This is a genomic window from Streptomyces sp. GS7, assembly GCF_009834125.1.
Classification (GTDB): Bacteria; Actinomycetota; Actinomycetes; order Streptomycetales; family Streptomycetaceae; genus Streptomyces.
In genome coordinates this window covers 7119232-7145026 of record NZ_CP047146.1, presented here as the reverse complement: position 1 = coordinate 7145026, position 25795 = coordinate 7119232, and the positions used below count along the sequence as shown (strand labels likewise).

Below are 25795 nucleotides of genomic sequence, written 5' to 3'. Positions count from 1 at the left end.
TGGGTGAAGCGCCGTGCGCTCGTGCCACGCCGGTCGGCGCCTGTAACCTCGTCGCCATGGCCTCACGCACGTCCGGCAAGGGAACCCAGCGCACGGCAGGCCCCTCGAAGCCGCGCGCCGGACAGTCCGGGGGCGCCGCGAGGAAGACCGCCGCCAAGAAGGCATCCGCGAAGCAGCCGCCGGCCAGGAAGACCGCGGCGGCGAAGAAGGCCCCGGCCAGGAAGGCGCCCGCCAAGAAGGCCGCGCCGAGGCCGGCGCCGTCGCCGACCGGCGGTGTCTACCGCCTCGCCCGCGCCTGCTGGCTCGGTGCCGCGCACGGTGTCGGGGCGGTGTTCCGCGGCTTCGGGCGCGGCGCCAAGAACCTCGACCCGGCGCACCGCAAGGACGGGCTGGCGCTGCTGCTGCTCGGACTGGCGCTGGTCATCGCGGCCGGTACGTGGTCCAACCTCTCCGGGCCGGTCGGCCATCTCGTCGAGCTGCTGGTGACCGGCGCCTTCGGGCGGCTCGACCTGGTCGTACCGATCCTGCTCGGCGGCATCGCGGTACGGCTGATCCGCCATCCCGAGCGGCCGGAGGCCAACGGCCGGATCGTCATCGGGCTGTCCGCGCTGGTCATCGGCGTGCTCGGGCAGGTCGCGATGGCGTGCGGGTCCCCGGGGCGGGGCGACGGGCTCGCCGCCATACAGGACGCCGGCGGCTATGTCGGCTGGGCCGCGTCCAAGCCGCTGATCTTCACCGTCGGGCAGACCCTGGCGGTGGCGCTGCTGGTGCTGCTGACCGTCTTCGGGCTGCTGGTGGTGACCGCGACGCCGGTGAACGCCATTCCGCAGCGGCTGAAGGCGCTCGCCGTCCGGCTGGGCGTGCTGGAGACCGCGGACGGCGGGGAGGCCGGGCCGTACGGCGAGGAGCCGGCGGAGTACGCCGAGGAGTGGCGCGAGCAGCCGGCCCGCAAGCCGCGGCGCGGCGCCGCGGACGGCTCGCCGGACCCGGACGTCATGGAGGAGGCGGCGCTGGCCCGCCGCCGCCCGCGCCGGGCCGCCGCACCGCCCGCCGACCGGGAGCCGGACGCGGTGGACGTCGCCGCCGCGGCCGCCGCCGCGCTGGACGGCGCGGTGCTGCACGGTGTCCAGCCCTCGCCGCTGGTCGCGGACCTCAGCAGTGGGATCTCCGGCGAGCGCGGCACGGACACCGGCGCGGACAGCGGCTCGGTGCCGCCGGCGCGGGGCGCGGAGCCGTCCCCTTCCGAGGAGCCGGGACGGTACGTGCCGGACCTGACCAAGGCGCCGGTGGACTTCACGAAGGCCGCGCCGGAGCCGTCCGGCGATCTGCCGCCGCGCGCCGAACAGCTCCAGCTCTCCGGCGACATCACCTACTCCCTGCCGTCCCTCGACCTGCTGTCGCGGGGCGGCCCCGGCAAGACCCGCAGCGCCGCGAACGACGCGATAGTGGCCGCACTGACCAACGTCTTCCAGGAGTTCAAGGTCGACGCCTCGGTCACCGGCTTCACCCGCGGCCCGACGGTCACCCGCTACGAGGTCGAACTCGGCCCGGCCGTCAAGGTCGAGAAGATCACCGCGCTGGCCAAGAACATCGCGTACGCGGTGGCCAGTCCGGACGTCCGCATCATCAGCCCGATCCCCGGCAAGTCCGCGGTCGGCATCGAGATCCCCAACACCGACCGCGAGATGGTCAACCTCGGCGACGTGCTGCGGCTGGCCGACGCGGCGGGCGACGAGCACCCGATGCTGGTGGCGCTCGGCAAGGACGTCGAGGGCGGCTACGTCATGGCCAACATGGCGAAGATGCCGCACATCCTCGTCGCCGGTGCGACCGGTTCCGGCAAGTCCTCCTGCATCAACTGCCTGATCACCTCGGTCATGGTGCGGGCCACGCCGGAGGACGTGCGGATGGTGCTGGTCGACCCCAAGCGGGTCGAGCTGACCGCGTACGAGGGCATCCCGCACCTGATCACGCCGATCATCACCAACCCCAAGCGGGCCGCCGAGGCGCTCCAGTGGGTGGTGCGCGAGATGGACCTGCGCTACGACGACCTCGCCGCGTACGGCTACCGGCACATCGACGACTTCAACGAGGCGGTGCGCAACGGCAAGGTCAGCCCGCCCGCGGGCAGCGAGCGGGAGCTGGCGCCGTACCCGTACCTGCTGGTGATCGTGGACGAGCTGGCCGACCTGATGATGGTGGCGCCGCGCGACGTGGAGGACTCCATCGTCCGCATCACCCAGCTGGCGCGCGCGGCCGGTATCCATCTGGTGCTGGCCACCCAGCGCCCGTCCGTCGACGTCGTGACCGGCCTGATCAAAGCGAACGTGCCGTCCCGGCTGGCGTTCGCGACGTCCTCGCTCGCCGACAGCCGGGTCATCCTCGACCAGCCGGGCGCCGAGAAGCTGATCGGCAAGGGCGACGGGCTGTTCCTGCCGATGGGCGCCAACAAGCCGGTGCGGATGCAGGGCGCGTTCGTCACCGAGGCCGAGGTGTCGGCCATCGTCCAGCACTGCAAGGACCAGATGGCGCCGGTCTTCCGGGACGACGTCACCGTCGGCAGCGCGAAGAAGAAGGAGATCGACGAGGACATCGGCGACGACCTCGATCTGCTGTGCCAGGCCGCGGAGCTGGTGGTGTCCACCCAGTTCGGGTCGACGTCCATGCTCCAGCGCAAGCTGCGGGTGGGCTTCGCCAAGGCCGGGCGGCTGATGGACCTGATGGAGTCGCGGAACATCGTCGGCCCGAGCGAGGGCTCCAAGGCGCGCGACGTGTTGGTGAAGCCGGATGAATTGGACGGCGTGCTGGCGGTCATCCGCGGGGAGGCTACCGAGTAGCACGCGCGTACGGGTTCACCCGTACGTGGCGGCAGGCAACCGTTTCTTCTGCCGATACGTCAAGGTGAGGGAGGCGTGGGAACGATGCTTCATCCTCCGGCCCCGGGGCAGTGTGGCGGGGCGTTCTGATGGCGTACAAACCCGGCTCTCCCGCTTGCCCGACCCTTTCGCTCCACCCCTAGACTGAACTTCCAGCAGGTGGCTACACGCTCGAAAGGCGCCCCCGTGTCCATCGGCAACTCCCCCGAAGACGACCGGCCTTCCGCTGGTCCTCCCGAAGAGGACCGGCCGTCCGCCGGCCAGGACCGGCCTTCGGTCGGTCGAGCCCTCCAGCAGGCCCGTATCGGACTGGGACTGACCGTCGAAGAGGTCAGTACGACGACACGGGTGCGGATCCCCATCGTGCATGCGATCGAGCAGGACGACTTCTCGCGCTGCGGTGGTGACGTCTACGCACGCGGACACATCAGAACACTCGCCCGCGCCGTCTCCCTCGACCCCCAACCCCTGATCGCCCGCTACGACGCCGAGCACGGCGGCCGGCCCGCGCCGACGGCCGCCGCCCCGCTCTTCGAGGCGGAGCGGATCCGCTCGGAGCCACGGCGCCCCAACTGGACCGCCGCGATGGTCGCGGCGATCGTCGCCGTCGTCGGCTTCGTCGGCTTCACGCTCTTCAGCGGCGGCGACAAGCACGGCGGCGGTCCGATCGCGGCCGACACCGCCAAGGCCGACCGGCCCGGACCGTCGCGCACCATCCACCCCTCCCAGCCCCAGCCCGCGCGGCCCCGCCCGCAGCCGTCCGACAGCGCCATCGCCGGACTGCCCAAGGACCAGGTCACGATCAAGGTGACCGCCAAGGACGGCCAGAGCTGGATCTCCGCCAAGGACGCCGACGGCAACCTCCTGCAGGACGGGCTGCTCAAGCAGGGCGAGTCGAAGACGCTCACCGACAAGAAGCGGATCGATCTCGTCGTCGGCAACGCCGGGGCCGTACAGCTGTACGTCAACGGCAAGGAGGTCAAGAAGGTCGGCGACGAGGGCTCCGTGGAGCGTCTGAGCTACACACCGGGAGACCCGCAGGCAGGCTGAGGCCGACCGCACGCGGGGGTGTCCGCCGCACGGCCCGGGCGTCCGGTGCCGGCGGCGGAGACCTGCGCGCCATAGGGGTGGCCGGGACGAAGTAGGCTGAGCCCTATGCCCGAACGCCGTACCGTCGCCCTTGTCACTCTTGGCTGCGCCCGTAACGAGGTGGACTCGGAGGAGCTCGCAGGCCGCTTGGCAGCGGACGGCTGGGAGCTCGTCGAGGAAGCCGCCGACGCGGATGTGGCCGTCGTCAACACCTGCGGCTTCGTCGAGGCCGCCAAGAAGGACTCCGTCGACGCCCTGCTGGAAGCCAACGATCTCAAGGACCACGGCCGGACCCAGGCCGTCGTCGCCGTCGGCTGCATGGCCGAGCGTTACGGCAAGGAGCTCGCCGAGGCGCTGCCGGAGGCGGACGGCGTGCTCGGCTTCGACGACTACAGCAACATCTCCGACCGGCTCCAGACGATCCTCAGCGGCGGCGTCCACGCCGCGCACACCCCGCGCGACCGCCGCAAGCTGCTGCCGATCAGCCCGGCCGAGCGCCAGGACGCCGCCGGGGTCGCGCTGCCCGGCCACGCCCAGGCGGATGCCGAGGAGCCGGCGGCTCCGCCGCAGGACCTGCCCGAGGGCGTCGCGCCGGCCTCCGGGCCGCGGGCGCCGCTGCGCCGCAGGCTGGGCAGCGAGCCGGTCGCCTCGGTGAAGCTGGCCTCGGGCTGCGACCGGCGCTGCTCGTTCTGCGCGATCCCGTCCTTCCGCGGCTCGTTCATCTCCCGCCGGCCCTCCGACGTGCTCGGCGAGACCCGCTGGCTGGCTGAGCAGGGCGTCAAGGAGGTCATGCTGGTCTCCGAGAACAACACCTCGTACGGCAAGGACCTCGGCGACATCCGGCTGCTGGAGACGCTGCTGCCGGAGCTGGCCGCGGTGGACGGCATCGAGCGGATCCGGGTCAGCTACCTGCAGCCCGCCGAGATGCGGCCCGGTCTGATCGACGTGCTGACCGGCACCGACAAGGTGGCGCCCTACTTCGACCTGTCCTTCCAGCACTCGGCGCCCGGGGTGCTGCGCGCGATGCGCCGCTTCGGCGACACCGACCGCTTCCTGGAGCTGCTGGAGACCATCCGCACGAAGGCGCCGCAGGCCGGGGCCCGGTCCAACTTCATCGTCGGCTTCCCGGGCGAGTCCGAGAGCGACCTGGCGGAGCTGGAGCGGTTCCTCGGCGAGGCCCGGCTGGATGCCGTCGGCGTCTTCGGCTACTCCGACGAGGACGGCACCGAGGCCGCCTCCTACGAGGACAAGGTCGACCCGGACGTGGTCGCCGAGCGGCTGTCGCGGGTGTCCCGGCTCGCCGAGGAGCTGACCGCGCAGCGGGCGGCCGAGCGGGTCGGCGAGACGGTGCGGGTACTGGTGGACCGGATCGACGACGAGGACGACGGCGTCGTCGGGCGGGCCGCGCACCAGGCGCCGGAGACCGACGGGGTCACGCTGCTCACGGGCGGCCGGGACCTGCGGCCCGGTCGTATGGTCGAAGCAAAGGTGGTCGCGAGCGAGGGTGTGGACCTCGTGGCGGAGGTGCTGTCGGTGGACGGTACAGGGTGTACCGAGGAGGCGGGCAGATGAGCGGGGCCTCGGCTTCCGCCGCCGGGGGGCCGCGCACCGCGCCGGCCGTCCGGCAGGCCGGGCTGTGGAACATCGCCAACGTCCTGACGATGCTGCGGCTGCTGCTGGTCCCGGCGTTCGTCCTGCTGCTGGTGCACGACGGCGGCGCGAACCCGGCCTGGCGCGCGTTCGCCTGGGCGGCCTTCGCCATCGCCATGATCACCGATGTCTTCGACGGGCATCTGGCGCGCACGTACAACCTGGTCACGGACTTCGGCAAGATCGCCGACCCGATCGCGGACAAGGCGATCATGGGTGCGGCGCTGATCTGCCTCTCGGTGCTGGGGGACCTGTCCTGGTGGGTGACGGGCGTGATCCTCTTCCGGGAGCTGGGCATCACGCTGATGAGGTTCTGGGTGATCAAGCACGGTGTGATCCCGGCCAGCCGCGGCGGCAAGATCAAGACATTGGCGCAGGGCACGGCCGTGGGCATGTACGTCCTGGTGCTGACCGGTCCACTGGCGACCTTCCGCTGGTGGGTGATGGCGGTGGCCGTGGTGCTGACGGTCGTCACCGGGCTCGACTACGTACGGCAGGCCGTGGTGCTGCGCCGGGCCGGGCTGGCCAGGGAGCGGGCCGAGAGGGCCGAGCGGGCCGAGAGGAACACCGGGCGGTGAGCGGGCCGGGTTCTGTGGCGGCCGGGGCGCTGGAGGTGCTCGCCGGGCGGCGGCAGAGCCTGGCCGTGGCCGAATCGCTGACCGGCGGACTGGTCGCCGGCGAGCTGACCGCGGTGCCCGGGGCGTCGCGGGTGGTGCGCGGCTCGGTGACGGCGTACGCCACCGAGGTCAAGCGGGAGCTGCTGGGCGTGGACGGTGCGCTGCTGGCCGCGCGCGGAGCCGTGGACGGCGAGGTCGCGCGGCAGATGGCGCGCGGGGTGCGGCGGGTGCTCGGCGCCGACTGGGGCATCGCCACCACGGGCGTCGCCGGGCCCGAGCCCCAGGACGGGCAGCCCGTGGGCACGGTGTACGTAGCCGTTCAGGGGCCGGACGGTGACGGAGAGGTACGACGGCTGGCACTGGCGGGGGATCGCGACCGGATCCGTCGTGACAGTGTCCAAGCCGTGCTCGCACTGCTGTTGAGCGAACTCACAGAAAATGCGCGGGCACAGGATACGGAACAACACGGGGGGAATGGATGTTTGCAGCCCTGAGTGAACACGAACTCGCTCCCGGCACGGCCACGGCCCGAGGCGGTACGGTGGGGCGAGAAGGATCCGGATCCGAGGTCCGAGGAGGGAGCCAGCGATGATTCTGCTTCGTCGCCTGCTGGGTGACGTGCTGCGCCGACAGCGTCAGCGCCAAGGCCGCACCCTGCGCGAGGTCTCGTCCTCCGCCCGGGTGTCGCTCGGCTATTTGTCCGAGGTCGAGAGGGGGCAGAAGGAGGCGTCCTCCGAGCTGCTCTCGGCGATCTGTGACGCACTGGATGTGCGCATGTCCGAGCTCATGCGAGAGGTCAGCGACGAGCTGGCGCTCGCCGAGCTGGCGGCGTCCGCGGCTGCGAGTGACACGGTGCCGGCACCGGTGCGGCCGAAGCTCAACTCGGTGTCCGTCGCGTCCCTGGCCGGTGTGCCCGAGGAGCGCGTGACCATCAAGCCCCCGGCCGACGTCGTGGATGTCGTTGCGGCCTGACACCGCAGTTCGTACGTGATCGGAGCCCCGGCGGGCAGCGGCCCGCCGGGGCTCCGTGCTGTCCGGGCGGGCCGCTGCCGGGTGCCCGGGCGGACCCGCTGGGCTGCTCGGAGCAGCGGCTTGGCCCGTACGATGGGCTAAATCGGTTTTTTTCGGAACATTCGCCTGAATGTCGTTGAATGCGTCTGAAAAGGAGTAGCTGGATGTCTGTCGTCACGAGCACCCTCTCCGTCGAAGCCCGTACCGTCGTCGGGAACGCCCTCCAGGGAGCCCTGGTCGACCTGGTGGACCTCGGCCTCGTCGCCAAGCAGGTGCACTGGAACGTCGTCGGGCCGCGGTTCCGCCCCGTCCATCTTCAGCTCGACGAGGTCGTCGACACCGCGCGGCAGCACGCGGACACGGTGGCAGAGCGGGCCTCGGCGATCGGGGTGTCCCCGGACGGCCGGTCGGCCACGGTCTCCAAGACCAGCGGCATCGAGGAGGTCGGGGACGGCTGGATCAAGGACGGTGACGCGGTCCGGACGCTGGTGGACGCGCTCGGCGCGGTCATCGGGCGGATGCGGGAGCGGATCACCGCCACCGCCGAGCCCGACCCCGTCAGCCAGGACATTCTCATCGGGCTGACCGCCGACCTGGAGAAGCACCATTGGATGTTCCAGGCCGAGGCCCACTGACCTTGTCCGCCGTGGGTCGTGTCGTGCGCCCTGGGGCTTGCGGCACGGTGTGCGCGCCGGGCGCGCGACGGTGCGCTCTGCCGCCGGGCCGCGGGCCCGTCTAACGTCGGCCCCTGAGGAGGCAGGCATGGCGTGGCGCGACTTCATGGCGCGCGGACCGGACGGGCGGGTGCCGGCCCGCAGTCCGGGGCCGCGGTTCGCGCCGGGCCGCCGGATATCCGCGGCCCTCGTCGGGGGGCTGTGGTGGTGGGCGGCGGTCCGGCTGGCGCTGTGGCCGCACTCGGCCGGGCCGGTGGAGGGCGCCGTGGTCATGGGCGGCTGGGGGCTGAGCCTGCTGCCGGTGCACTGCGTGCCGTGGGCGGGACGGCGCGAGAGGGCGAAGCGGGGCCCGGGGGCGGACAGGGGGCGGATCACCAGGGCATGGCGACGCCGCTGTTGGGGCGGAGGATCTGGCCGGTCGTGAAGGACGAGGCGTCCGAAGCCGGGTGGAGCACGGCATGGGCGATCTCGTCGGGCTCGCCGAGCCTGCCCAGCGGGGACATCCGGGCCATGGGGGCCTCGGTCCGCTCCTGGTCCTCGGCGGTGTGGCGCTCGGTCATCGGCGTACGGATCCAGCCCGGGCAGGCGCGGCCGATGCCCCCGGCGGCGCCGGTGACGATCACGGTGCGGCCCGTGAGGTCGTATGCGGCGAGGGGCATGGGGTGAGGGTGGGGAAGCATCTGACGATGCGTCAATTGGCGTGCGGGGGCGGGCTGTCGGGTCGGTCGTAGGCTTCCGGGGGGATCGGCTGGCAGGTGGGGCACCAGTACGTGACGCGCTCCTCGGCGGTGCGGCCCTGTTCGGCGGTGCGGACCGGCGTACCGCAGCGCAGGCAGGGGCGGCCGGCGCGGCCGTAGACCCACAGGCGGCGGTCGGGGCGCGGGCTCGGGGTGGTGACCCGGGCCGGGCGGTGCTTGTTGGCTTCCAGGAGCTTCTTGGCGAGCGCCGGGGCGCGCTCGGGGTCGGCGAGGTCGCCGACCGGGAGCCAGGGCGAGGCGCGGAGCAGGAAGCAGAGTTCGGACTTGTAGACGTTGCCGATGCCGGCGAGGGTGCGCTGGTCCAGCAGCGCCTCGCCGAGGGGGCGTTCCGGCGCCGCGAGCAGCCGGCGCAGGGCTTCGGCGGGGTCCCAGTCGGGGCCGAGGAGGTCGGGGCCCAGATGGCCGGTGACCCGGGACTCGTCGGCGGTGCGCAGCAGGTCGAGGACGGGGAGGCGGTAGCCGACGGCGGTGTGCGCGGCGGTGCCGAGGACGGCCCGGATCTGGTGGGCGGGGCCGCCGCGCCAGCGTTCGGCGGGGGCGTAGATCTTCCAGGCGCCGTCCATCCGCAGATGGGAGTGCAGGGTGAGGCCGCCCTCGAAGCGGGTGAGCAGATGCTTGCCGCGGGGCACCACCTCCAGTACCTCGCGGCCGGTCAGATCCACCGTCGCGAGCCGGGGGACGCGCAGGTCGCAGCGGGTCAGCCGGCTGCCGGCCAGGGCCTCCTGGAGGCGCCGGGCCAGCCGCCAGACGGTGTCACCTTCGGGCATGGGGCCATCATGCACGCTGCGGCGGGAGGGCGGCGGCCCGCGCCCGGCCGCTGGGCCGCCGCGGGTCAGCCGCGCAGCCGCAGGCCGCGCGGGGTCGGGTGGAAGCCGGCGGCCTCCAATATCGGGGCGAAGGGGGAGGTGAGGGCGGCGGTGCCGTTGATGCGCTCGGTGGTGATCGTGCCGAGCGCGCCGGCCCGGGCCGCGTCGGTGAGGGCGGCGACGGCGGGCTGGAGGCGAGGGTCGGTGGCGGCGTCGGCCGGGTCGCCGAGCGGCCAGAGGAGCAGGGTCTTGCCGCCGCGCTCCATATAGAGCGCCAGCTCCCCGTCGACCAGCACGACCAGGGAACCCGCCTTGCGGCCCGGCTTGTGGGTGGAGCCCTCGGGCGGATCGGGCCAGGGCAGCGCGGCGCCGTACGCGTTGGCGGGGTCGGCGGCGGCCAGGACGAGGGCGCGCGGCGGGCCGTCGCGGCGGTCGGGCGCCGGTGCGCCGTCCGGGAGGGCGGCGTCGGCGGTGCGCTCCCGCCGGCTGCTGACCGCGCGCAGCCGGTCCACCGCACCGTCCATCGCGAACTGGGCGGCGCCCAGCCCCTCGACGACATAGCCGCGGCGGGCCTGCCCGGACTCCTCGAAGGCGGACAGGACGCGGTAGGCGGCGGAGAAGCCGCCCGCGACGCCCTCGGCGGCGACCGCGCCGCGGGTGACGATGCCGTGCCGGTCCAGGAGGGTACGGGCCAGGGCGTGGGCCCGGTGGGTGGGGTCGGGCTCGGGGGCGGGCAGCAGCGACCACCGGCCGCCGACCGTGGGCGGGCCGGAGCGGGAGGCGGTGGGCCGGCCGGCCGCCGCGGTCAGCGAACCGTACCGCCCCCGGGGGACGGCGCGGCGGGCGCGGTGGGCGGTGGAGCCCGCCGTGCGGCCGGAGCCGAGGAGGGCGCGGAGCGGGGCGAGGGTGTCGTTGGTGAGCCGCCCCGACCAGGCCAGGTCCCAGATGGCGTCGGCGAGTTGGGGATCCGTGGCGTCGGGGTGGGTGGTGGCACGGACCTGGTCGGCGATCTGCCGGAAGAACAGGCCGTAACCGGGGGCGAGGGCGGCCAGCACGGAGTCGTGCAGCGCGGTCGGCTCCAGGGGGAGCGGCGGCGGGAGCAACAGGGGCGCGGAGTCGGCGAGATGGAGGGAGAGCCAGCCGTCCTTGCCCGGGAGGGCGCCGACCCCGGCCCACAACACCTCGCCGGTGGCGGTGAGTTCGTCCAGCAGAGCCGGGGAATATCCGCCGACGCGGGACGGCAGCACCAGCTTCTCCAGGGCGGAGGCGGGCACCGGCGCGCCCTGGAGCTGCTCGACGGCGCGCACCAGGCCGTCGATACCGCGCAGGCCGTACGCACCGGCGGGCGCGGCGGCGGGCGCACCGGAGGCCGGTGCCGGGCGCGGCGGGCCGACCTGCTGCCACTGCGGGAGGAAGGCGGCGAGCGCGGCCGGCGGCACCGGCTCCAATTCCTCGCGCAGCGCGGCCAGCGAGCGGCGGCGCAGCCGGCGCAGCACCTGGGCGTCGCACCACTCCTGGCCGATGCCGGCGGGGTGGAACTCGCCCTGGACGACCCGGCCGGCGGCGGCGAGGCGGTGCAGCGCGCCGTCCGTGACGGCCGGGCCGAGGCCGAAGCGGGCGGCGGCCTGCTCGGACGTGAACGGGCCGTGGGTGCGGGCGTAACGGGACAGCAGATCGCCCAGCGGGTCCTTGACCGGCTCGGTGAAGGACTCCGGGACGCCGACCGGCAGCGCCGTGCCCAGCGCGTCCCGCAGCCGCCCGGCGTCCTCGACGGCGGCCCAGTGGTCGGCGCCGGCGATCCGCACCCGGATGGCGCGGCGGGCGGCGGCCAGCTCCCGCGGCCAGGCCGGATCCGCGCCGCGCTCGGCCAGCTCCCCGTCGGTCAGCGGCCCCAGCAGCCGCAGCAGGTCGGCGACGCCCTCGGCGTCCTTGGCGCGCCGGTCCTCCGTACGCCACTGCAGCTCGCGCTCCAGCTCGGCCAGCACCTCCGCGTCCAGCAGCTCGCGCAGCTCGGCCTGGCCCAGCAGCTCGGCCAGCAGCCGGGAATCCAGCGAGAGCGCGGCGGCGCGGCGCTCGGCCAGGGGGGAGTCGCCCTCGTACAGGAACTGGGCGACATAGCCGAAGAGCAGCGAGCGGGCGAACGGGGACGGCTCGGGGGTGGTCACCTCGACCAGGCGGACCCGGCGGGCCTCGATGTCGCCCATCAGCTCCGCCAGGCCCGGCACGTCGAAGACGTCCTGGAGGCATTCGCGGACCGCCTCCAGCACGATGGGGAAGGACCCGAACTCGCTTGCCACCTGGAGGAGCTGGGCGGCGCGCTGGCGCTGCTGCCACAGCGGCGTGCGCTTGCCGGGGCTGCGGCGGGGCAGCAGCAGGGCGCGTGCCGCGCACTCCCGGAAGCGGGAGGCGAACAGCGCGGAGCCGCCGACCTGGTCCGTGACGAGCTGGTCGACCTCGCCACGGTCGAAGACGACGTCGGCGGCCCCCACGGGGGACCGCTCCGGGTCGTACTCCGGGCGGTCGGCCGAACCGCCGAAGCCGGTGTCGCCGTCGAGGAGGTCGAGGCCCATCAGATCGGCGTCCGGCAGCCGCAGCACGATGCCGTCGTCGGCGTGCATCACCTGGGCGTCCATGCCGTGGCGCTCGGCGAGTCGGGCGCCGAGGGCCAGCGCCCACGGGGCGTGCACCTGCGCGCCGAAGGGGGAGTGGACGACGATCCGCCAGTCGCCCAGCTCGTCGCGGAAGCGCTCGACGACGATCGTGCGGTCGTCCGGGACATGGCCGCAGGACTGCCGCTGCTCGGCGAGATAGCCCAGGACGTTGGAGACAGCCCAGTCGTCGAGTCCGGCGGCGGCCAGCCGGGCGCCGGCGTCCTGTGGGGGCAGCGAGCCGATCTCCCGGAGGAACGCGCCCAGCGCACGGCCCAGTTCGAGCGGACGGCCGAGCTGGTCGCCCTTCCAGAAGGGCAGCCGGCCGGGGACTCCGGGAGCGGGGGTGACCAGGACCCGGTCGCGGGTGATGTCCTCGATGCGCCAGGACGTCGTGCCGAGCGTGAAGACGTCGCCGACGCGGGATTCGTAGACCATCTCCTCGTCCAGCTCGCCCACCCGTCGCCCGCCCCCCTTGGCGGAGCTCTCGCCCGCCAGGAAGACGCCGAACAGGCCGCGGTCGGGGATCGTGCCGCCGGACGTCACGGCCAGGCGCTGGGCGCCGGGGCGGCCGGTGACCGTCTGCGCGACGCGGTCCCAGACGACGCGCGGGCGCAACTCGGCGAAGGCGTCGGAGGGATAGCGTCCGGCGAGCATGTCCAGGACGGCGGTGAACGCGGACTCCGGGAGGGACGCGAACGGGGCCGCCCGGCGGATCACGGCCAGCAGCTCCCCGACATCCCAGGTGTCCATCGCGGCCATCGCGACCAGCTGCTGGGCCAGCACGTCCAGCGGATTGGCGGGCACCCGCAGCGCCTCGATGGCGCCCGTGCGCATCCGCTCCGTCACCACGGCCGCCTGGACCAGATCGCCCCGGTACTTGGGGAAGACGATGCCCGTCGACACCGCGCCGACCTGGTGGCCGGCCCGGCCGACCCGCTGGAGCCCGGAGGCGACCGACGGCGGCGACTCCACCTGGACGACCAGATCGACCGCGCCCATGTCGATGCCCAGCTCCAGACTGGAGGTGGCGACCACGGCCGGCAGCCGGCCGGCCTTCAAGTCCTCCTCCACCTGGGCGCGTTGCTCCTTGGAGACGGAACCGTGGTGGGCGCGGGCCAGCAGGGGCGGCGCGCCCTTGGCGGCACCGGACTCGGCCATCAGCTCCGCGGGGGAGTGGTGCTCGGGCAGCGCCGCTCCGACCGTGCGCTCGTACGCGATCTCGTTGAGGCGGTTGCACAGCCGCTCGGCCAGGCGGCGGGAGTTGGCGAAGACGATCGTGGAGCGGTGCGCCTGGACAAGGTCGGCGATCCGCTCCTCCACCTGGGGCCAGATGGACGGCTTCTCGCCCGTGTCGCCCTCCTGGACGGGGGAGCCGCCCAGCTCTCCCATGTCCTCCACCGGGACGACCACGGACAGGTCGAACCGCTTCCCGGACGGCGGCTGGACGATCTCCACCCGGCGCCGCGGGGAGAGATAGCGGGCCACCTCCTGCACCGGGCGGACCGTCGCCGACAGCCCGATCCGGCGGGCCGGGCGGGCGAGCAGCTCGTCCAGCCGCTCCAGGGAGAGCGCCAGATGCGCACCGCGCTTCGTGCCGGCGACGGCGTGCACCTCGTCCAGGATGACCGTCTCGACGCCGGCCAGCGCCTCCCGGGCCGAGGAGGTCAGCATCAGGAACAGCGACTCGGGGGTCGTGATGAGGATGTCCGGCGGGCGGCTCGCCAGCGAGCGCCGCTCGGCGGGCGGGGTGTCCCCGGAGCGGATGCCCACCCGGATGTCCGGCTCCGGCAGCCCGAGGCGGACCGACTCCTGGCGGATCCCGGTCAGCGGGCTGCGCAGATTGCGCTCCACGTCGACGGCGAGTGCCTTGAGGGGGGAGACGTACAGCACCCGGCAGCGCTTCTTGGGCTCGGCGGGCGGCGGGCTGCTCGCCAGCGCGTCCAGCGACGCGAGGAAGGCGGCGAGGGTCTTGCCGGAGCCCGTCGGCGCCACCACGAGGACGTCGGAGCCGGCGCCGATCGCCTGCCAGGCGCCCTCCTGCGCGGGGGTGGGCGCGCTGAAGGCCCCGGTGAACCATCCGCGGGTCGCCGGCGAGAACGAATCGAGCGCTGCCTCGGTCATGTCCCCCATCGTGCACCGGACCACTGACAATCCGGTCCGGCGCCCGCCGCGGACGGCCCGCCCGGGTTGCGCCGCCGCACCGTGTCCGCCCGCTCCCGCCGCAGTCCGTCCGCGGCCGCCGCCGCCCGTCGCCGCCCGTCCACGGTGCGGACGCCCCGGTCCGCGGCGGCCCGGCGGGCGCAGAATGGGGTGCATGGCCATGATCAACGGGGGCGGGGCGGGCGCCGGGGCCGTCCCCCGCTGCGCGGCCGGGGCGCGGGCGGTGCCGCGGGCCCGCGGCGAATGGGCGCGCCACTGGCGCTACGCCGGACTGCCCGGCCTCGACCTGCTGCGCGCCCGCTATGTGGAGCACTCCTTCCCCCGGCATGCCCACGACGGCTATGTGATCTGCGTGGTCACCTCCGGGATCGAGGAGGTCGGTCTCCAGGACGGCGCGGTCCGGGCCGGGCACGGCGGCATCGTGATGATCAATCCGGAGGTGCCGCACACCGCGCGGGCCGGCGCCCCCGAAGGCTGGACCTACGCCACGCTCTACCCGTCGGCGGACCTCGTCGCCGGTATCGCCCGGGAGACCACCGCCCTGCGCGGCACCGCGGGCTTCGTCCGCACCGTCGCCGACGAACCGCGCATCGGCCGCATGATCGCCGGGATACACGGGGCGGCCGAGGCCGGCAACGCACTGGCCGCCGACAGCCTGCTGCGGGTCGCCCTCGCCCACCTGCTGAGCCGCCACGGAGGCCCGCTGCCGCCCCTGGCACCCCGTACGGCGGGCGCCCGCACCGCCGCCCGCGCCCGCGCCGTCCTGGAGGAGCGGATGGCCGACCCGCCCACCCTGGAACAGCTCGCCCGGGAACTGGACACCGGACCGTTCGCGCTGCTGCGGGCCTTCAAGAGCACCTACGGCATGCCGCCGCACACCTGGCTGACCGATGCCCGGGTCCGCCGCGCCCGCCGGCTCCTGGAGGAGGGCCGGGCGCCCGCCGAGACGGCGGTGGCGGTCGGCTTCACCGACCAGCCCCATCTGAACCGGCACTTCACCCGGATCGTCGGGGTCCCACCGGGCGCCTACCGCCGGGAGCACGCGGCGGCGGACCGGCCGGACGGCGGCGGCACCCCCGCGTGACCACGGCGCGGCCGCGGGCGTACGGGCGCGGGAGCGCCGCGTCCGTGGGCGCAAGAACGTACAAGACCGCCCGGGACGCGTCCTCTTAGGGTCCGGGACGTGGCAGACCAGGCAGAACACACAGCGCGGGCGGCAGGGCGGGAACCGGCGGTACCCGCGGGGACAGCGGGGGAATCCGGGGCGGCAGCGGCCGCAGGGGCGGCATCGGCACCCGCCACCGGACCGGCCGCGCCGCCGGCCCAACCGGCCGCGGACCGGCCCCACTCCGCCGTCGTCAGGGACGCGCTGGGGGTCGGCGTCGCCGTCGGCCTCTCCGGCTTCGCGTTCGGGGTGACCGCCGCCGGCGCCGGGCTCGACGTCTGGCAGACCTGCGCGCTGAGCCTGCTGGTCTTCACGGGGGCCTCGCAGTTCGCGCTGGTCGGTGCCCTCGCCGCGGGCGGCAATCCGCTCACCGCCGCCGCCGGGGCGTTCTTCCTCGGCGTCCGCAACGCCTTCTACGGGCTGCGGCTGTCCGCCCTCCTCGGCTACCGGGGCGCGGTCCGGCCGCTCGCCGCCCACTGGGTCATCGACGAGACCTCGGCCGTCGCCCTCGCCCAGCCCGACCGGCATCGCGCCCGGCTCGGCTTCACCGTCACCGGACTGACCCTGTACGTCCTGTGGAACCTCACCACCCTCGGCGGCGCCCTGGGGGCCGAGGCACTCGGAGACACCGCCGCCTGGGGCCTGGACGCGGCCGGCCCCGCGGTCTTCCTGGCGCTGCTCGCGCCGATGCTGAAGACCGCCGTCGAACGGGCCGCGGCCGGCGTCGCCGTCCTGCTGCTGATGGCGACGCTCCCGGTACTGCCCGCGGGCGTGCCGGTGCTGCTGTCGGCGCTGGCCGCGCCCGCCGTCCTCGCCGTCCAGGGGTGGCGCGGGCGCGCGGCCACCGGCCGACACGGCACCGCGCACCACCGCACCACCGGGGAGGACCGGGCATGAACATCTGGATCGCGATCGGCGTCACCGCCGCCGGCTGCTACCTGGTCAAGCTCCTCGGCCTGTCGGCGCCCGCCGGCGTCCTGGAACGCCCGCTGGTGCGGCGGCTGGCCGCGCTGCTCCCGGTGGCGCTGCTGGCCGCCCTCACCGCTCAGCAGACCTTCGGCGACGGGCAGCACCTGGTGCTCGACGCCAGGGCCGCCGGGGTGGCCGCGGCGGCCGTCGCGCTCGTCCTGCGGGCGCCGTTCCTGCTCGTCGTCGGCGTGGCGGTCGCAGTGACCGCCGGGGTGCGGGCGCTCGGCGGGTGACCGCACCCCGGTGCACGCCCGGCGCCTCAGGCCGTCGGCCGCCCGTATGCCCGGAGGGTGTGCAGCGCCTCCAGCGTCACCATCGGGCGGCCCTCCAGGGCCGTACACGGCGCCCACACCCGCCAGTTGACGGGCCAGCCGCCGTCCTCCTCCTGGAGGGAGACGAGGTGGTCCAGCGCCACGTCCATCTCCTTGTCGGTGAACCAGCCGCGGGCCAGCGAGCCGGGAGAGGGGGCGAAGTGGTACGCGAAGTGGTGCTCCCCGGGGGCGTACCCCGCCGCCACCGGGACGTCCGCCGCCCGCTCCGGATCCAGCAGGACCAGTCCCTGCTCCCGGACGATCCGGCCCAGCCGCCGTGCCGCCGCCGCGGCCCGGGGCCGGTCCGGGGCGCCGTCCAGGAAGGCCACCGCCGCCTCGGCCTCGTAGGGGTGCGTCTCCTCCAGGGACTCCACGGCCGCCCAGCAGTAGTCGGTGGCCCGGAACAGCCAGGCGTGCCACACCTGATTGCGGTGCAGCACCCCCACCACCGGGCCGGTCGCCAGCAGTGCGCTCGGCGGATCGTCCACCACCGGGATCCACGGCGCGGCCGGATAGCCGCGCAACGAGGGATGCACCGCCGGCAGCGCTCCGTCCGCCGTCGAGATCCGGGTCAGATAGCGGCAGATCCGCTCCACCTGGCGGCCGTCGCAGCGCCCGATGCGGTCGAGGACCTTCAGCGCGTGCGCCGTGTGCAGCGGCTGGCTCACCGGGCCGCGCAGATCGGGCTCCAGGGCGTGGCCGTAGCCGTCGTCGTCGTTGCGGTAGGCGGCGAGCGCGGTCTCGACCGGGTCCGCGGCGCCGCCGAGGAAGTGGTATGCGAAGAGCCGCTGCTCCAGCACCCGGGCGGTCAGCCAGACGAAGCGCTCGGCGCGCGCCAGGAGGGTCGATGAGGGGCTTACATTTTCGGCCATGGCCTGACCGTAGGGCTGAATTCCTCCGCTGGCACGGGCCCGCGGCCCGCTGCCCTCCGAGGGCGGGATCCTCAGGGCATGCGGTTGACGGTGATCCGGCCGCTCCAGGGTGTCTCCAGGGGTGGGACGGGGATTGCGGGTTGCCGGCGAGCGTGCTGCAATGCGGCGCGTGATGGGCCAACTCCCGCTCCGCAGACGCCTCTTCCCGGACCTCGCGCGGATCGCCTCCGCGGTGTGTCGTCCGGCGGGCAGCTGACCCCGCGTCATATCGCCCTTTTCCGCGCGATTTCCCGCTTTCCGGCGCCGCCTCGCACGCCGAGTGCCGGCGCAGCCCTCGTGCCCCCGCGTGTGCGCCGTCCCGCCCGCGCTCCCGTTTGCGCATTCCCGCTTCCGACTCCTGGAGCCGACCCGTGCCCGCTCGCAGAACCCGCGCACTCGCCCTCGCCGCCGCCCTGGCCGCCGTCCTCGGCACCGCGGCCGCGGCACAGGCCGCGCCGCCGCCCGCCAACCCCTATCTGGCCGCCGGCGGCGCGGGGGCCATGCACGGCGACAGCGCCTCGTCGGACACCACACCCCGGGTCGGTCCGGGCACCGGCGGGGTCGCCACTCACCGCACGGCACTGCGATCCGCCTGCCCGACCGTGGTGGCGGGCTCCGACGGCTATCCGGTGGCGGTCTGCACCGGCATGTTCGACCGGGCGCCGCACGTGCATCTGCTCGACCCCGCGACCGGCGCCTCGCTGACCGAGCTGACACTCGCCAAGTCGAGCATCCTGGGCGGCATTTACAGCTACCTGGACGAACGGGACCGGCTGGTCGTCGCCGACGGCTCCGGCGACCTGCTGCGGATCGCCCACGTCCGTACCGCGGGTGGCGGCCGGCAGCTCAAGGTGGTCGAGCGGACGCCGCTGGCCGGGGCCGTGGCCGCCGGGGACAGCGTCGTGGGGCTCGCGCCGGACTGGCGGGGCCGGGTGTGGTTCGCGACCGCGCACGGCGTCGTGGGCACGGTGGACACCGCGACGAAGGCGGTCCGCACCGCGAACCTCGGCGAGGGCGTGGCCAACTCCATCTCCACCGCGCCCGAGGGCACCGCGGTGGCCACCGACCATGCGCTGTACCTGCTGCGCGCGGGCGCGGACGGGACGCCGCGGACCACCTGGCGGCGGGCGTACGACCGCGGGCCGGCCCGCAAGCCGGGGCAGCTCAGCCACGGTACGGGCGCCACGCCGACGTTCTTCGGGCCGCGCACCGGCTCCGAATACCTGGCGATCACCGACAACGCCGCCCCGCAGGAGAACCTGATCGTGGTGTCCACGAAGGACGACCGCACGGTCTGCCGCATACCGGTGCTGGACCCCAACGGCAGCGGGACGGAGAACTCGCCCATCGGGGCGGGCGACAGCGTCTACGTGGCGAGCACCTACGGCTACCCCTACCCGGCGGTCCCGGACGGCGCCGGCCCCGCCGTACCCGCCACCGCCCCCTTCAACGGGGGACTGACCCGCGTCGACGTCGACCGCGGCGGCAGCGGCTGCGCGGTCCGCTGGGACGCCCGGATCCGCTCCGCGGCGGTGCCCAAGCTGTCCGTGGCCGACGGGAAGATCTACACCGTCGAGCGCACCGGCGTCCTGGACCCGGCGAAGACCGGCATCCTGGACCGCTACGACTTCCTGGCGGTGGACGCGGAGACCGGCCGGGTGGCGAGCCGCCGCCACCTGGGCACCGGCTTCCTCTTCGACACGCTCCAGATGGCGGGCAACGCCACGCCCGGCGGCGTCTGGTGGCAGGGCACCCTCACCGGCGTCGTACGGATCGCGCCGAAGTGAGCCGCGGGTGAGCGGCCGGCCGGGCGCTCACCCGGAACGCGCCGGCGCCCGGCCGCCCGCCGAGGGGCGGGGCCGGGCGCCGGGGGAACGGTCACGGGGACCGGCGGGTCACTCGTACCCGTCGCCGTACTCGTCGCCCTCGTAGATGTAGTTGTTGACGACCTCGACCTGGGGCTCGTCGTCGCTGAAGGCTTCGTTGAGCAGCGCACCGCCCACCAGGCCGGCCGCACCGGCACCGAGGAGCGCGCCGGTGCCGAAGCGCCGGCCGCCCTGCTGGGGGCCTCCCTGCTGCGGGTAGCCCTGCTGCGGGTACCCCTGCGGGGCGGCCTGCTGGGGGTAGCCCTGCTGAGCCGCCTGAGGGTAGCCCTGCTGCGCCGGGGTGTAGAACGGCGGGGTGGTGGTCTGGATCCGCTGCGCGCAGCCGCCGCAGGTCTGGATCTGACGGGCCACGCCCCACTGCGGGGACCACATCACGGGCGTCATACCCGGGCCGTGGTTGGGGTCGAAGAAGCAGGTCATGTCGGAACTTCCTGTCGATTGCGGTGATGAGGCGGCGGTGAGGCCGGATCCGGACGGCTCCGCGCCGACGGCGGACGCCACGGGAAGGGACGCCACGGTGGGCGCGGGCGTTCCCGCGGGGGCGGACCGTCCGGAAGCTGGGGGATGCGCGGGGCCGGCTCCGGCCGCCGGGGCGGGGCGCAGGACGTCGACGCCGAAGTCCTGGGCGATCCCGGCGAGCCCGGAGGCGTAGCCCTGGCCGATGGCGCGGAACTTCCAGTCCGCGCCGTGGCGGTAGAGCTCGCCGAAGACCATGGCGGTCTCCGTGGCGGCCTCGCCGGCCAGGTCGTAGCGGGCGAGCTCGGTGCCGCTGTCCTGGTCGAGCACCCGGATGTACGCGCTGCGGAGCTGGCCGAAACTGTGCCGGCGCTGCTCGGCTTCGTAGAGGGAGACCGGGAAGACGATCCTGGCGACCTCGGGCGGGACCGAGGCGAGGCGGACCTCGATCTGCTCGTTGTCACCGCCGTCGGCCGGGCCGTTGCCGGAGTGCCGCACCGAACCGTCGGGGCTGGTGAGGTTGTTGAAGAAGACGAAGTGCCGGTCCGAGAGGACCTTGCCGGAGGCGTCGCACAGCAGCGCGCTGGCGTCCAGGTCGTGGTCGACCCCGGCGGCGGTGCCCACCTGCCAGCCCAGCCCCACCTTCACGGCGGTCAGACCGGGAGCCTGCTTGCTGAGCGACATATTGCCGCCCTTGGTGAGGGCCACGCCCATGAGCTTCCTCCACAACTGTCCCGGCTTCCGGCGTCCTTCGGCTACAACGCGAGGGCGATCGGCGGGGTTCCCCGCCTTGCGCAATGCCTAAAGTATGCGGCTGAGCCCGCATCAGACGATCGCCGCCACCCTGTTTTGGCGCACCGCCTACGCGACCGGGGGCCGCCGAGGGACCCGGACCTGGGCATACGGGCCCCGCACCGGCACCGGGCCGCCGTCACGGTGCGACGGCCTTCCCCGCCTTGTCCCAGTTGTCGTGCAGCCGGTCCAGATAGGACTGCGCCTGGCTCCCCGGCGGCACACCGCGGGCGAACGCGAGCATGTTGCCCGCCCCGGCGTTGTACCCGAGCGCCAGCAACTCGTCCCGGGAGTACGAGGCGGACCAGTGGCCCGGCAACTGCCTCGCCAGATCGTGCAGATACCACGCCGCAGCCTCGATGGCGAGGTTCCGGTCATCGGGCAGTTCGTCCCACTTCCGGCCGGCGAAGTCGCGCCCCCGCCTGACCTCGTCGAAGGTGGCCCGGTGCATGTTCGCGATGCCGAAGGCGGCATCGGCCTTGTACCGCTGCCAGGCGCGCTCGAAGGCGGGATCGTGCGGCTTGTACGCCTCGTTGTAGAGGATCGCCATCACCAGCCGCGGTGCCACACCGGCCTGGGCCGCGTACCTGCGCACCGCCGCCGCGCAGTCCGCCGGGTCGTACGCCGGGCCGGGCCGTGTCGTGGCCGGACCGCCGCCGGGCGGCGGCGACGGTGCGGCGCTCGGCGGCGCCGCCGGGGTCGGCGCGGAGCCCTGGGGGGAACCGCGGTCGGTGTGCGCCATGGCCCATACGGCCAGGGCGACGCCCGGCAGGACGAGCCATCGCCACCGCACCCGGGAATCAGCCATACCTCACTCTCTCAGGTACGGGGAGCAGGCCGGGCGCCGTGCCTCAGCCGACGTTCACCCCGAAGTCCTGGGCGATCCCGCGCAGGCCCGAGGCGTAGCCCTGGCCGATGGCGCGGAACTTCCACTCCGGGCCGTGGCGGTAGACCTCGCCGAAGACCATGGCGGTCTCCGTCGACGCGTCCTCCGTGAGGTCGTAGCGGGCTATCTCCTGGCCGTTGGCGTGGTTGACCACCCGGATGAAGGCGTTGCGGACCTGGCCGAAGCTCTGGCCGCGCTGTTCGGCGTCGTAGATGGAGACCGGGAAGACGATCTTGGCGACCTCGGCCGGGACCGAGCCGAGGTTGATCTCGATCTGCTCGTCGTCGCCGTGGCTGCCGCCGGTGAGGTTGTCGCCGGAGTGCACCACGGAACCGTCGGGGCTGCTGAGGTTGTTGAAGAAGACGAAGTGCTGGTCGGAGACGACCTTGCCCGACTGCGCGCAGAGCAGTGCGGAGGCGTCCAGGTCGTAGTCCGCGCCCGTGGTGGTGCGGACGGCCCAGCCCAGGCCGATCGTCACGGCGCTGAGGCCCGGGGCCTCCTTGCTGAGCGAAACATTGCCGCCCTTGGACAGGGTCACACCCATGAAAAACCCTCCAGCAGTCCTGTGCCTGTGTGCTGTCGTTGCTGAGAACGAGAGGGAACCCCTCCTTGGTTCCATGATTGCGCAACCACTAAAATGACTCGACGGCAGGCGGCGCACCGTGGGCGCGACGGGATCGGGCAGGGAGCGGCAGGATGTTCTTCGGTATGAGCACCCCCGATCTACTGGTGATCGGTCTGATCGCGGTGCTGCTCTTCGGCCCGGACAAACTGCCGGAGTTCATCCGGAGCGCCACCGGATTCCTGCGCAAGGTACGGGAGTACTCGGAGAGCGCGAAACAGGAAGTGCGCTCCGAACTCGGCCCGGAATTCAAGGACTTCGAGTTCGAGGACCTGCACCCCAAGAACTTCGTCCGCAAGCAGCTGCTCCAGGGCGACGACCTCGGGCTCGGCGAACTCCGCGACGCCCTCGACCTGCAGCGGGAGCCGGCCGCGGCGGAGCGCGGTGCGCGCGACACCGGTGCCGCCCCGGTCGGGGCGGACCTCAAGAAGGGGGACGGCGCGGACGCGCCCCGCGGGGAACGCCCGCCCTTCGACGCCGACGCGACCTGACGGCCGCCCGTAAGGGGGGCTCAGGCGCCGATGTGCCGCAGACGGGCCGGCGATTCCTGCCCCGGGCGGGCGGCCAGCTGCCGGAACAGGAGCCGCACCACCGCCACCGCGTCGGGGTCGTCGACGAGGTAGACCACGCGCCGGCCCTCGCGGCGCGAGCGCACCAGTCCGGCCAGTTTCAGCTTGGACAGGTGCTGGCTCACCGCCGGCAGGGCGCCGCCGACCCGCTCGGCGAGCCCGCTGACGTCGCTCTCGCCCTGGGCCAGTGCCCAGACGATGCGCAGGCGCGGGGGAGAGGCCAGCAGCCCGAACATCGCCGCCGCCTCGGCCAGCACCTCGGCGGACGGATCGGCGACGGAGCCCGGACCACTGCCCACGCGTTCGACGCTCTTCACCACTGCGGCTCTCCCCCTGTCATGGCCCCCGGACCGCCCAGTCTAGGCGCCGCGCCGTACGGCCTTCCGGTCGCGGACGGACGTATGCCCCCATAGTGGATCAAAGGGGTCATTAGCTGATGCGGCGTCAGATATGGACGTCGGAAGCGGATGCCGGACAGGGCCTCCGCCGCGGCCGGCGGGACGCGGACTCCCGCCCCACCGGCCGCACCGGGTGCGTCAGTTGACGCAGGGGATGCCGCCCTCCTTGACGGATTCGCCCGCGAAGGCATTCGACGGGACCTGGGACGCCGCGCCGCCCGAGTCCTTGCTGTCGTCGGAGCTCCCGGAGCCCCCGGAGGAGCTGTCCGAGCCGGTCGAGGGCGGTCCGGTGTAGTCCTTGCCGAGGACGACATGGACGTGTCCGGCGGGGACGGCCGACGAGGAGACGGCCGAGCCCGTGCCCAGCTTCGAGGCGATCTGCTGCCCGGCCTCCTGGGCGCCCGCGCCGTAGACCACGGCGGTCTTCTGCCGGGGCGCGAAGTTGATCGCCTTGCCCGCCGTGTAGCCCATGTCGGTCAGCGCCTTGAGCTCCTCGGCCGCGCCGCCGGTCTTGCCGGAACCGTTGAGGACGTCGACGGTGCCCGCCGCGGCCTTCGCCGACGGGGACGGCTTGGCGCCGTCCGAGCCGCCCGAGGACCCGGACTTGCCGCCGATCATCGACTGCACGATGGCCTGGATCTTCGGGACGTCGACGAGGTTGACGGACTCGCGGTTGCGGGTGCCGAAGCCGGCGATGGGCAGGGTGTGGAACTCGACGTTCCCGCCCGTGAGGTTGGTGGCCTGCTGCGCGAAGTCCAGGACGTCGAACTTGCTGTCGATGACCAGGTCCTTCTTCACCACGTCGAACAGCCCCTGGAGCTTGCCCAGGTCGCCGAACACCCCCTCGCTCTTCAGCTTGTGGGTCACCGACGAGATGAACGCCTGCTGGCGGTGGGTACGGTCCAGGTCGCCGCCGTCGAGGCCGTGCCGCTGCCGTACGAACGCGAGCGCCTGCTTGGGGTTGAGCTGCTGGTGGCCCGCGGGGAAGTCGGCGCCGGAGTAGTGGTCCTTGACCGGGTGCTTGAGGCACACCTCGATCGGCTGGAGCACCTTGGCGATGTCGTAGAAGCCGAGCAGGTTGACCTCGGCGAAGTGGTCGATCGGCACCTGGAGGAAGTTCTGGACGGTCGCCAGCGTCGCCTCCCGGCCGGCCTCCCGGCTCTTGCCCTCCAGGTCGGCGCCCTTCACACCCTGCGCGGAGAGCTTGTCGTGGGCGACCGTGTAGGCGTTGCCGTACGCCTCCTTGATCTTGAAGTGCCCCTGGGAGCTGCCGTCGCCGTTGAACGTCTGCACATAGTCGTCACGCGGAACGGAGAACGCGGTGACCTTCCCGCCGTCCGCGGGAATGTGCATCAGGATCAGGGTGTTGGTGTTGTAGTACCCGATGTCGCTGGAGCCGGCGTGCAGCTGGTCCTTGACGAACTCCCGCGGCAGGTCGTTGCCGTTCATGTCCTTGCGGGAATCCAGGCCGATCAGCAGCAGGTTGACCGAGTTGTCCAGGTGCTTGGGTGCGTTCTTGCCGCCGATGGCGCTGAGCGCGTCGGAGGTGTTCAGCCCGCTGCTCACCCAGTTGTACGCCGCCCAGGACACCCCGCTCGCCAGCAGGATGAGCCCCGAGGAGAGCGCGAGCGCGGTCCGTCCCACGACGACCAGCGGCGAGCGCCGCGGTCCGCGGCGCGCCGCACCGCCGGCCGACTGGCGCCGGGCGGCCCGCCCGCCCGTTCCGCCGCGCTCCTCGGGCTCCTGCCCGTAGGGGCTCGACCCGTACGGACTCCGCCCGTACGGATTCTGCTCGTCACGCACCGCTGCTCCTCCTGCTCCCGTTCCGCCCGCTTCGCCGCCTGGTCCCGACGAGCCGTACCACCAGCACGACGATCAGTGCGACCTCCGCCGCCGCCATGGCGGGGAAGCCGTCCACGGCCCAGCGCACCGCGGCGGTTGTCAGTCCCTTGCCCTGCGCGGTGGTGGTCCCCGCGACCTGCTCGCAGGTCACTGTGATCAACGCCACCACCAGCGGGGGAGCGGATATCAGCCACCAGGCGCCCGGGCGCGTGCACGCCTTCGCCGCCAGGGCCGCCCCGATCGCCGCGGCGATGGCGAACACCCATCCCGGCCGCGAGCCGATCGCCGTGTCAACCAGTGCACCCGCGACCGCCAGCACCAGCGCCACCAGCGCCGCTCTGCCCCCTCGGCCCTTTCTGGCCGCTCTGTCCGTCCGCGACGAACGGGTGCCGTCCTGGCCGGCGTACCGGCCGTCATCCGGTCCCGGGTACTGCGTTCCCCGGCGTCGTGGGCCCGGGACCTGGCGTGAAGCCTGTCTCGGGTCTCGCGCCAGGTCGTCGTACCCGTTAGGGGTCTCGGTGCGCTGACCTGTCATTCGCATCCCTCATACGGCCGACCGACGTGTCGGTCGCGTGTGCCTCCTGCCGCGGTGGCAGAAGATGGCGATTCCGGCGGGAAAGACGCTGGACGCGCCGGGCCGGTTGCTATTTTGACTGCTTAATTGCGCAATCTAGCAAGTGTGGAGTCCGGCCTGAA

21 protein-coding genes and 1 pseudogene are annotated in these 25795 nt (G+C 73.6%); 12 read left to right on the top strand and 10 right to left on the bottom strand.

Annotated elements, in window-relative coordinates; genetic code table 11:
- The first annotated feature begins 56 nt into the window (after positions 1 to 56).
- The 7 genes from GR130_RS30985 to GR130_RS30955 all read left to right on the top strand — a co-directional run bounded on the left by GR130_RS30985 (position 57) and on the right by GR130_RS30955 (position 7878).
- Entirely contained in the window at positions 57 to 2837 is a 2781-nt protein-coding gene (locus GR130_RS30985; protein ID WP_159507762.1) for a DNA translocase FtsK, read from the top strand.
- 225 nt (positions 2838 to 3062) lie between these two features.
- Positions 3063 to 3926: a helix-turn-helix domain-containing protein gene (locus tag GR130_RS30980; protein ID WP_159507761.1), complete on the top strand. Its 864-nt coding sequence runs from the start codon at positions 3063 to 3065 to the stop codon at positions 3924 to 3926.
- A gap of 105 nt (positions 3927 to 4031) precedes the next feature.
- A complete protein-coding gene (rimO, locus tag GR130_RS30975; protein ID WP_159507760.1) occupies positions 4032 to 5537 on the top strand; it encodes a 30S ribosomal protein S12 methylthiotransferase RimO in 1506 nt (501 codons plus the stop codon).
- Positions 5534 to 6193 carry a CDP-diacylglycerol--glycerol-3-phosphate 3-phosphatidyltransferase gene (pgsA, locus tag GR130_RS30970; RefSeq protein ID WP_159507759.1) on the top strand — a complete coding sequence of 220 codons (660 nt, stop codon included), beginning with the start codon at positions 5534 to 5536 and terminating at the stop codon, positions 6191 to 6193. The genes rimO and pgsA overlap by 4 nt, the downstream gene beginning before the upstream one ends.
- Positions 6190 to 6726: a CinA family protein gene (locus tag GR130_RS30965; protein ID WP_159507758.1), complete on the top strand. Its 537-nt coding sequence runs from the start codon at positions 6190 to 6192 to the stop codon at positions 6724 to 6726. Before pgsA ends, GR130_RS30965 begins: the two co-directional genes overlap by 4 nt.
- A gap of 94 nt (positions 6727 to 6820) precedes the next feature.
- The gene (locus tag GR130_RS30960) at positions 6821 to 7204 is read left to right on the top strand and encodes a helix-turn-helix domain-containing protein (RefSeq protein WP_159507757.1); all 384 of its coding nucleotides are present in this window, start codon (positions 6821 to 6823) and stop codon (positions 7202 to 7204) included.
- 203 nt (positions 7205 to 7407) lie between these two features.
- Positions 7408 to 7878, top strand: a complete 471-nt coding sequence (locus GR130_RS30955) for a Dps family protein (protein WP_159507756.1) — start codon at positions 7408 to 7410, stop codon at positions 7876 to 7878.
- Positions 7879 to 8288: 410 nt separating this feature from the next.
- Here GR130_RS30955 and GR130_RS30950 read toward each other — a convergent pair.
- The 3 genes and pseudogenes from GR130_RS30950 to GR130_RS30940 form a co-directional block, all read right to left on the bottom strand.
- Positions 8289 to 8501: pseudogene (locus tag GR130_RS30950) on the bottom strand (SDR family oxidoreductase); the annotation flags it as partial.
- Between the two features lie 107 nt (positions 8502 to 8608).
- Positions 8609 to 9442 carry an Fpg/Nei family DNA glycosylase gene (locus GR130_RS30945; RefSeq protein WP_159507755.1) on the bottom strand — a complete coding sequence of 278 codons (834 nt, stop codon included), beginning with the start codon at positions 9440 to 9442 and terminating at the stop codon, positions 8609 to 8611.
- 65 nt (positions 9443 to 9507) lie between these two features.
- Positions 9508 to 14253 carry an ATP-dependent helicase gene (locus tag GR130_RS30940; RefSeq protein ID WP_159507754.1) on the bottom strand — a complete coding sequence of 1582 codons (4746 nt, stop codon included), beginning with the start codon at positions 14251 to 14253 and terminating at the stop codon, positions 9508 to 9510.
- Between the two features lie 193 nt (positions 14254 to 14446).
- Here GR130_RS30940 and GR130_RS30935 point away from each other — a divergent pair, with 193 nt between their 5' ends.
- The 3 genes from GR130_RS30935 (at position 14447) to GR130_RS30925 (ending at position 16659) form a co-directional block, all read left to right on the top strand.
- Entirely contained in the window at positions 14447 to 15376 is a 930-nt protein-coding gene (locus GR130_RS30935) for an AraC family transcriptional regulator (protein WP_236573697.1), read from the top strand.
- A gap of 285 nt (positions 15377 to 15661) precedes the next feature.
- The gene (locus tag GR130_RS30930; protein WP_236574041.1) at positions 15662 to 16354 is read left to right on the top strand and encodes an AzlC family ABC transporter permease; all 693 of its coding nucleotides are present in this window, start codon (positions 15662 to 15664) and stop codon (positions 16352 to 16354) included.
- Positions 16351 to 16659 (top strand): AzlD domain-containing protein, encoded by a 309-nt coding sequence (locus GR130_RS30925; protein WP_159507752.1) that lies wholly within the window; start codon positions 16351 to 16353, stop codon positions 16657 to 16659. The genes GR130_RS30930 and GR130_RS30925 overlap by 4 nt, the downstream gene beginning before the upstream one ends.
- A 26-nt stretch (positions 16660 to 16685) precedes the next feature.
- Here the strand turns inward: GR130_RS30925 and GR130_RS30920 are convergent, their stop codons facing one another.
- Positions 16686 to 17609 carry a hypothetical protein gene (locus GR130_RS30920; protein WP_159507751.1) on the bottom strand — a complete coding sequence of 308 codons (924 nt, stop codon included), beginning with the start codon at positions 17607 to 17609 and terminating at the stop codon, positions 16686 to 16688.
- Positions 17610 to 18019: 410 nt separating this feature from the next.
- Between GR130_RS30920 and GR130_RS30915 the strand changes: the two genes are divergently transcribed.
- A complete protein-coding gene (locus tag GR130_RS30915; RefSeq protein WP_159507750.1) occupies positions 18020 to 19435 on the top strand; it encodes a hypothetical protein in 1416 nt (471 codons plus the stop codon).
- 108 nt (positions 19436 to 19543) lie between these two features.
- Here the strand turns inward: GR130_RS30915 and GR130_RS41695 are convergent, their stop codons facing one another.
- From GR130_RS41695 to GR130_RS30900, 3 genes are all read right to left on the bottom strand, one after another.
- The gene (locus GR130_RS41695) at positions 19544 to 20704 is read right to left on the bottom strand and encodes a TerD family protein (protein ID WP_159507749.1); all 1161 of its coding nucleotides are present in this window, start codon (positions 20702 to 20704) and stop codon (positions 19544 to 19546) included.
- Positions 20705 to 20921: 217 nt separating this feature from the next.
- Positions 20922 to 21590 carry a transglycosylase SLT domain-containing protein gene (locus tag GR130_RS30905; RefSeq protein WP_159507748.1) on the bottom strand — a complete coding sequence of 223 codons (669 nt, stop codon included), beginning with the start codon at positions 21588 to 21590 and terminating at the stop codon, positions 20922 to 20924.
- Positions 21591 to 21633: 43 nt separating this feature from the next.
- Entirely contained in the window at positions 21634 to 22212 is a 579-nt protein-coding gene (locus GR130_RS30900; RefSeq protein ID WP_159507747.1) for a TerD family protein, read from the bottom strand.
- 152 nt (positions 22213 to 22364) lie between these two features.
- Between GR130_RS30900 and GR130_RS30895 the strand changes: the two genes are divergently transcribed.
- Entirely contained in the window at positions 22365 to 22781 is a 417-nt protein-coding gene (locus GR130_RS30895) for a sec-independent translocase (protein WP_159507746.1), read from the top strand.
- Between the two features lie 20 nt (positions 22782 to 22801).
- Here the strand turns inward: GR130_RS30895 and GR130_RS30890 are convergent, their stop codons facing one another.
- The 3 genes from GR130_RS30890 to GR130_RS41080 all read right to left on the bottom strand — a co-directional run bounded on the left by GR130_RS30890 (position 22802) and on the right by GR130_RS41080 (position 25427).
- Positions 22802 to 23095: an ArsR/SmtB family transcription factor gene (locus tag GR130_RS30890; RefSeq protein ID WP_159510328.1), complete on the bottom strand. Its 294-nt coding sequence runs from the start codon at positions 23093 to 23095 to the stop codon at positions 22802 to 22804.
- A gap of 300 nt (positions 23096 to 23395) precedes the next feature.
- Positions 23396 to 25060, bottom strand: coding sequence for an LCP family protein (locus GR130_RS30885; RefSeq protein ID WP_159507745.1), 1665 nt, complete (start codon positions 25058 to 25060; stop codon positions 23396 to 23398).
- On the bottom strand, positions 25053 to 25427 hold the full coding sequence (locus GR130_RS41080; RefSeq protein ID WP_236573695.1) for a DUF6542 domain-containing protein: 375 nt from the start codon (positions 25425 to 25427) through the stop codon (positions 25053 to 25055). The genes GR130_RS30885 and GR130_RS41080 overlap by 8 nt, the downstream gene beginning before the upstream one ends.
- Positions 25428 to 25795 lie beyond the last annotated feature (368 nt).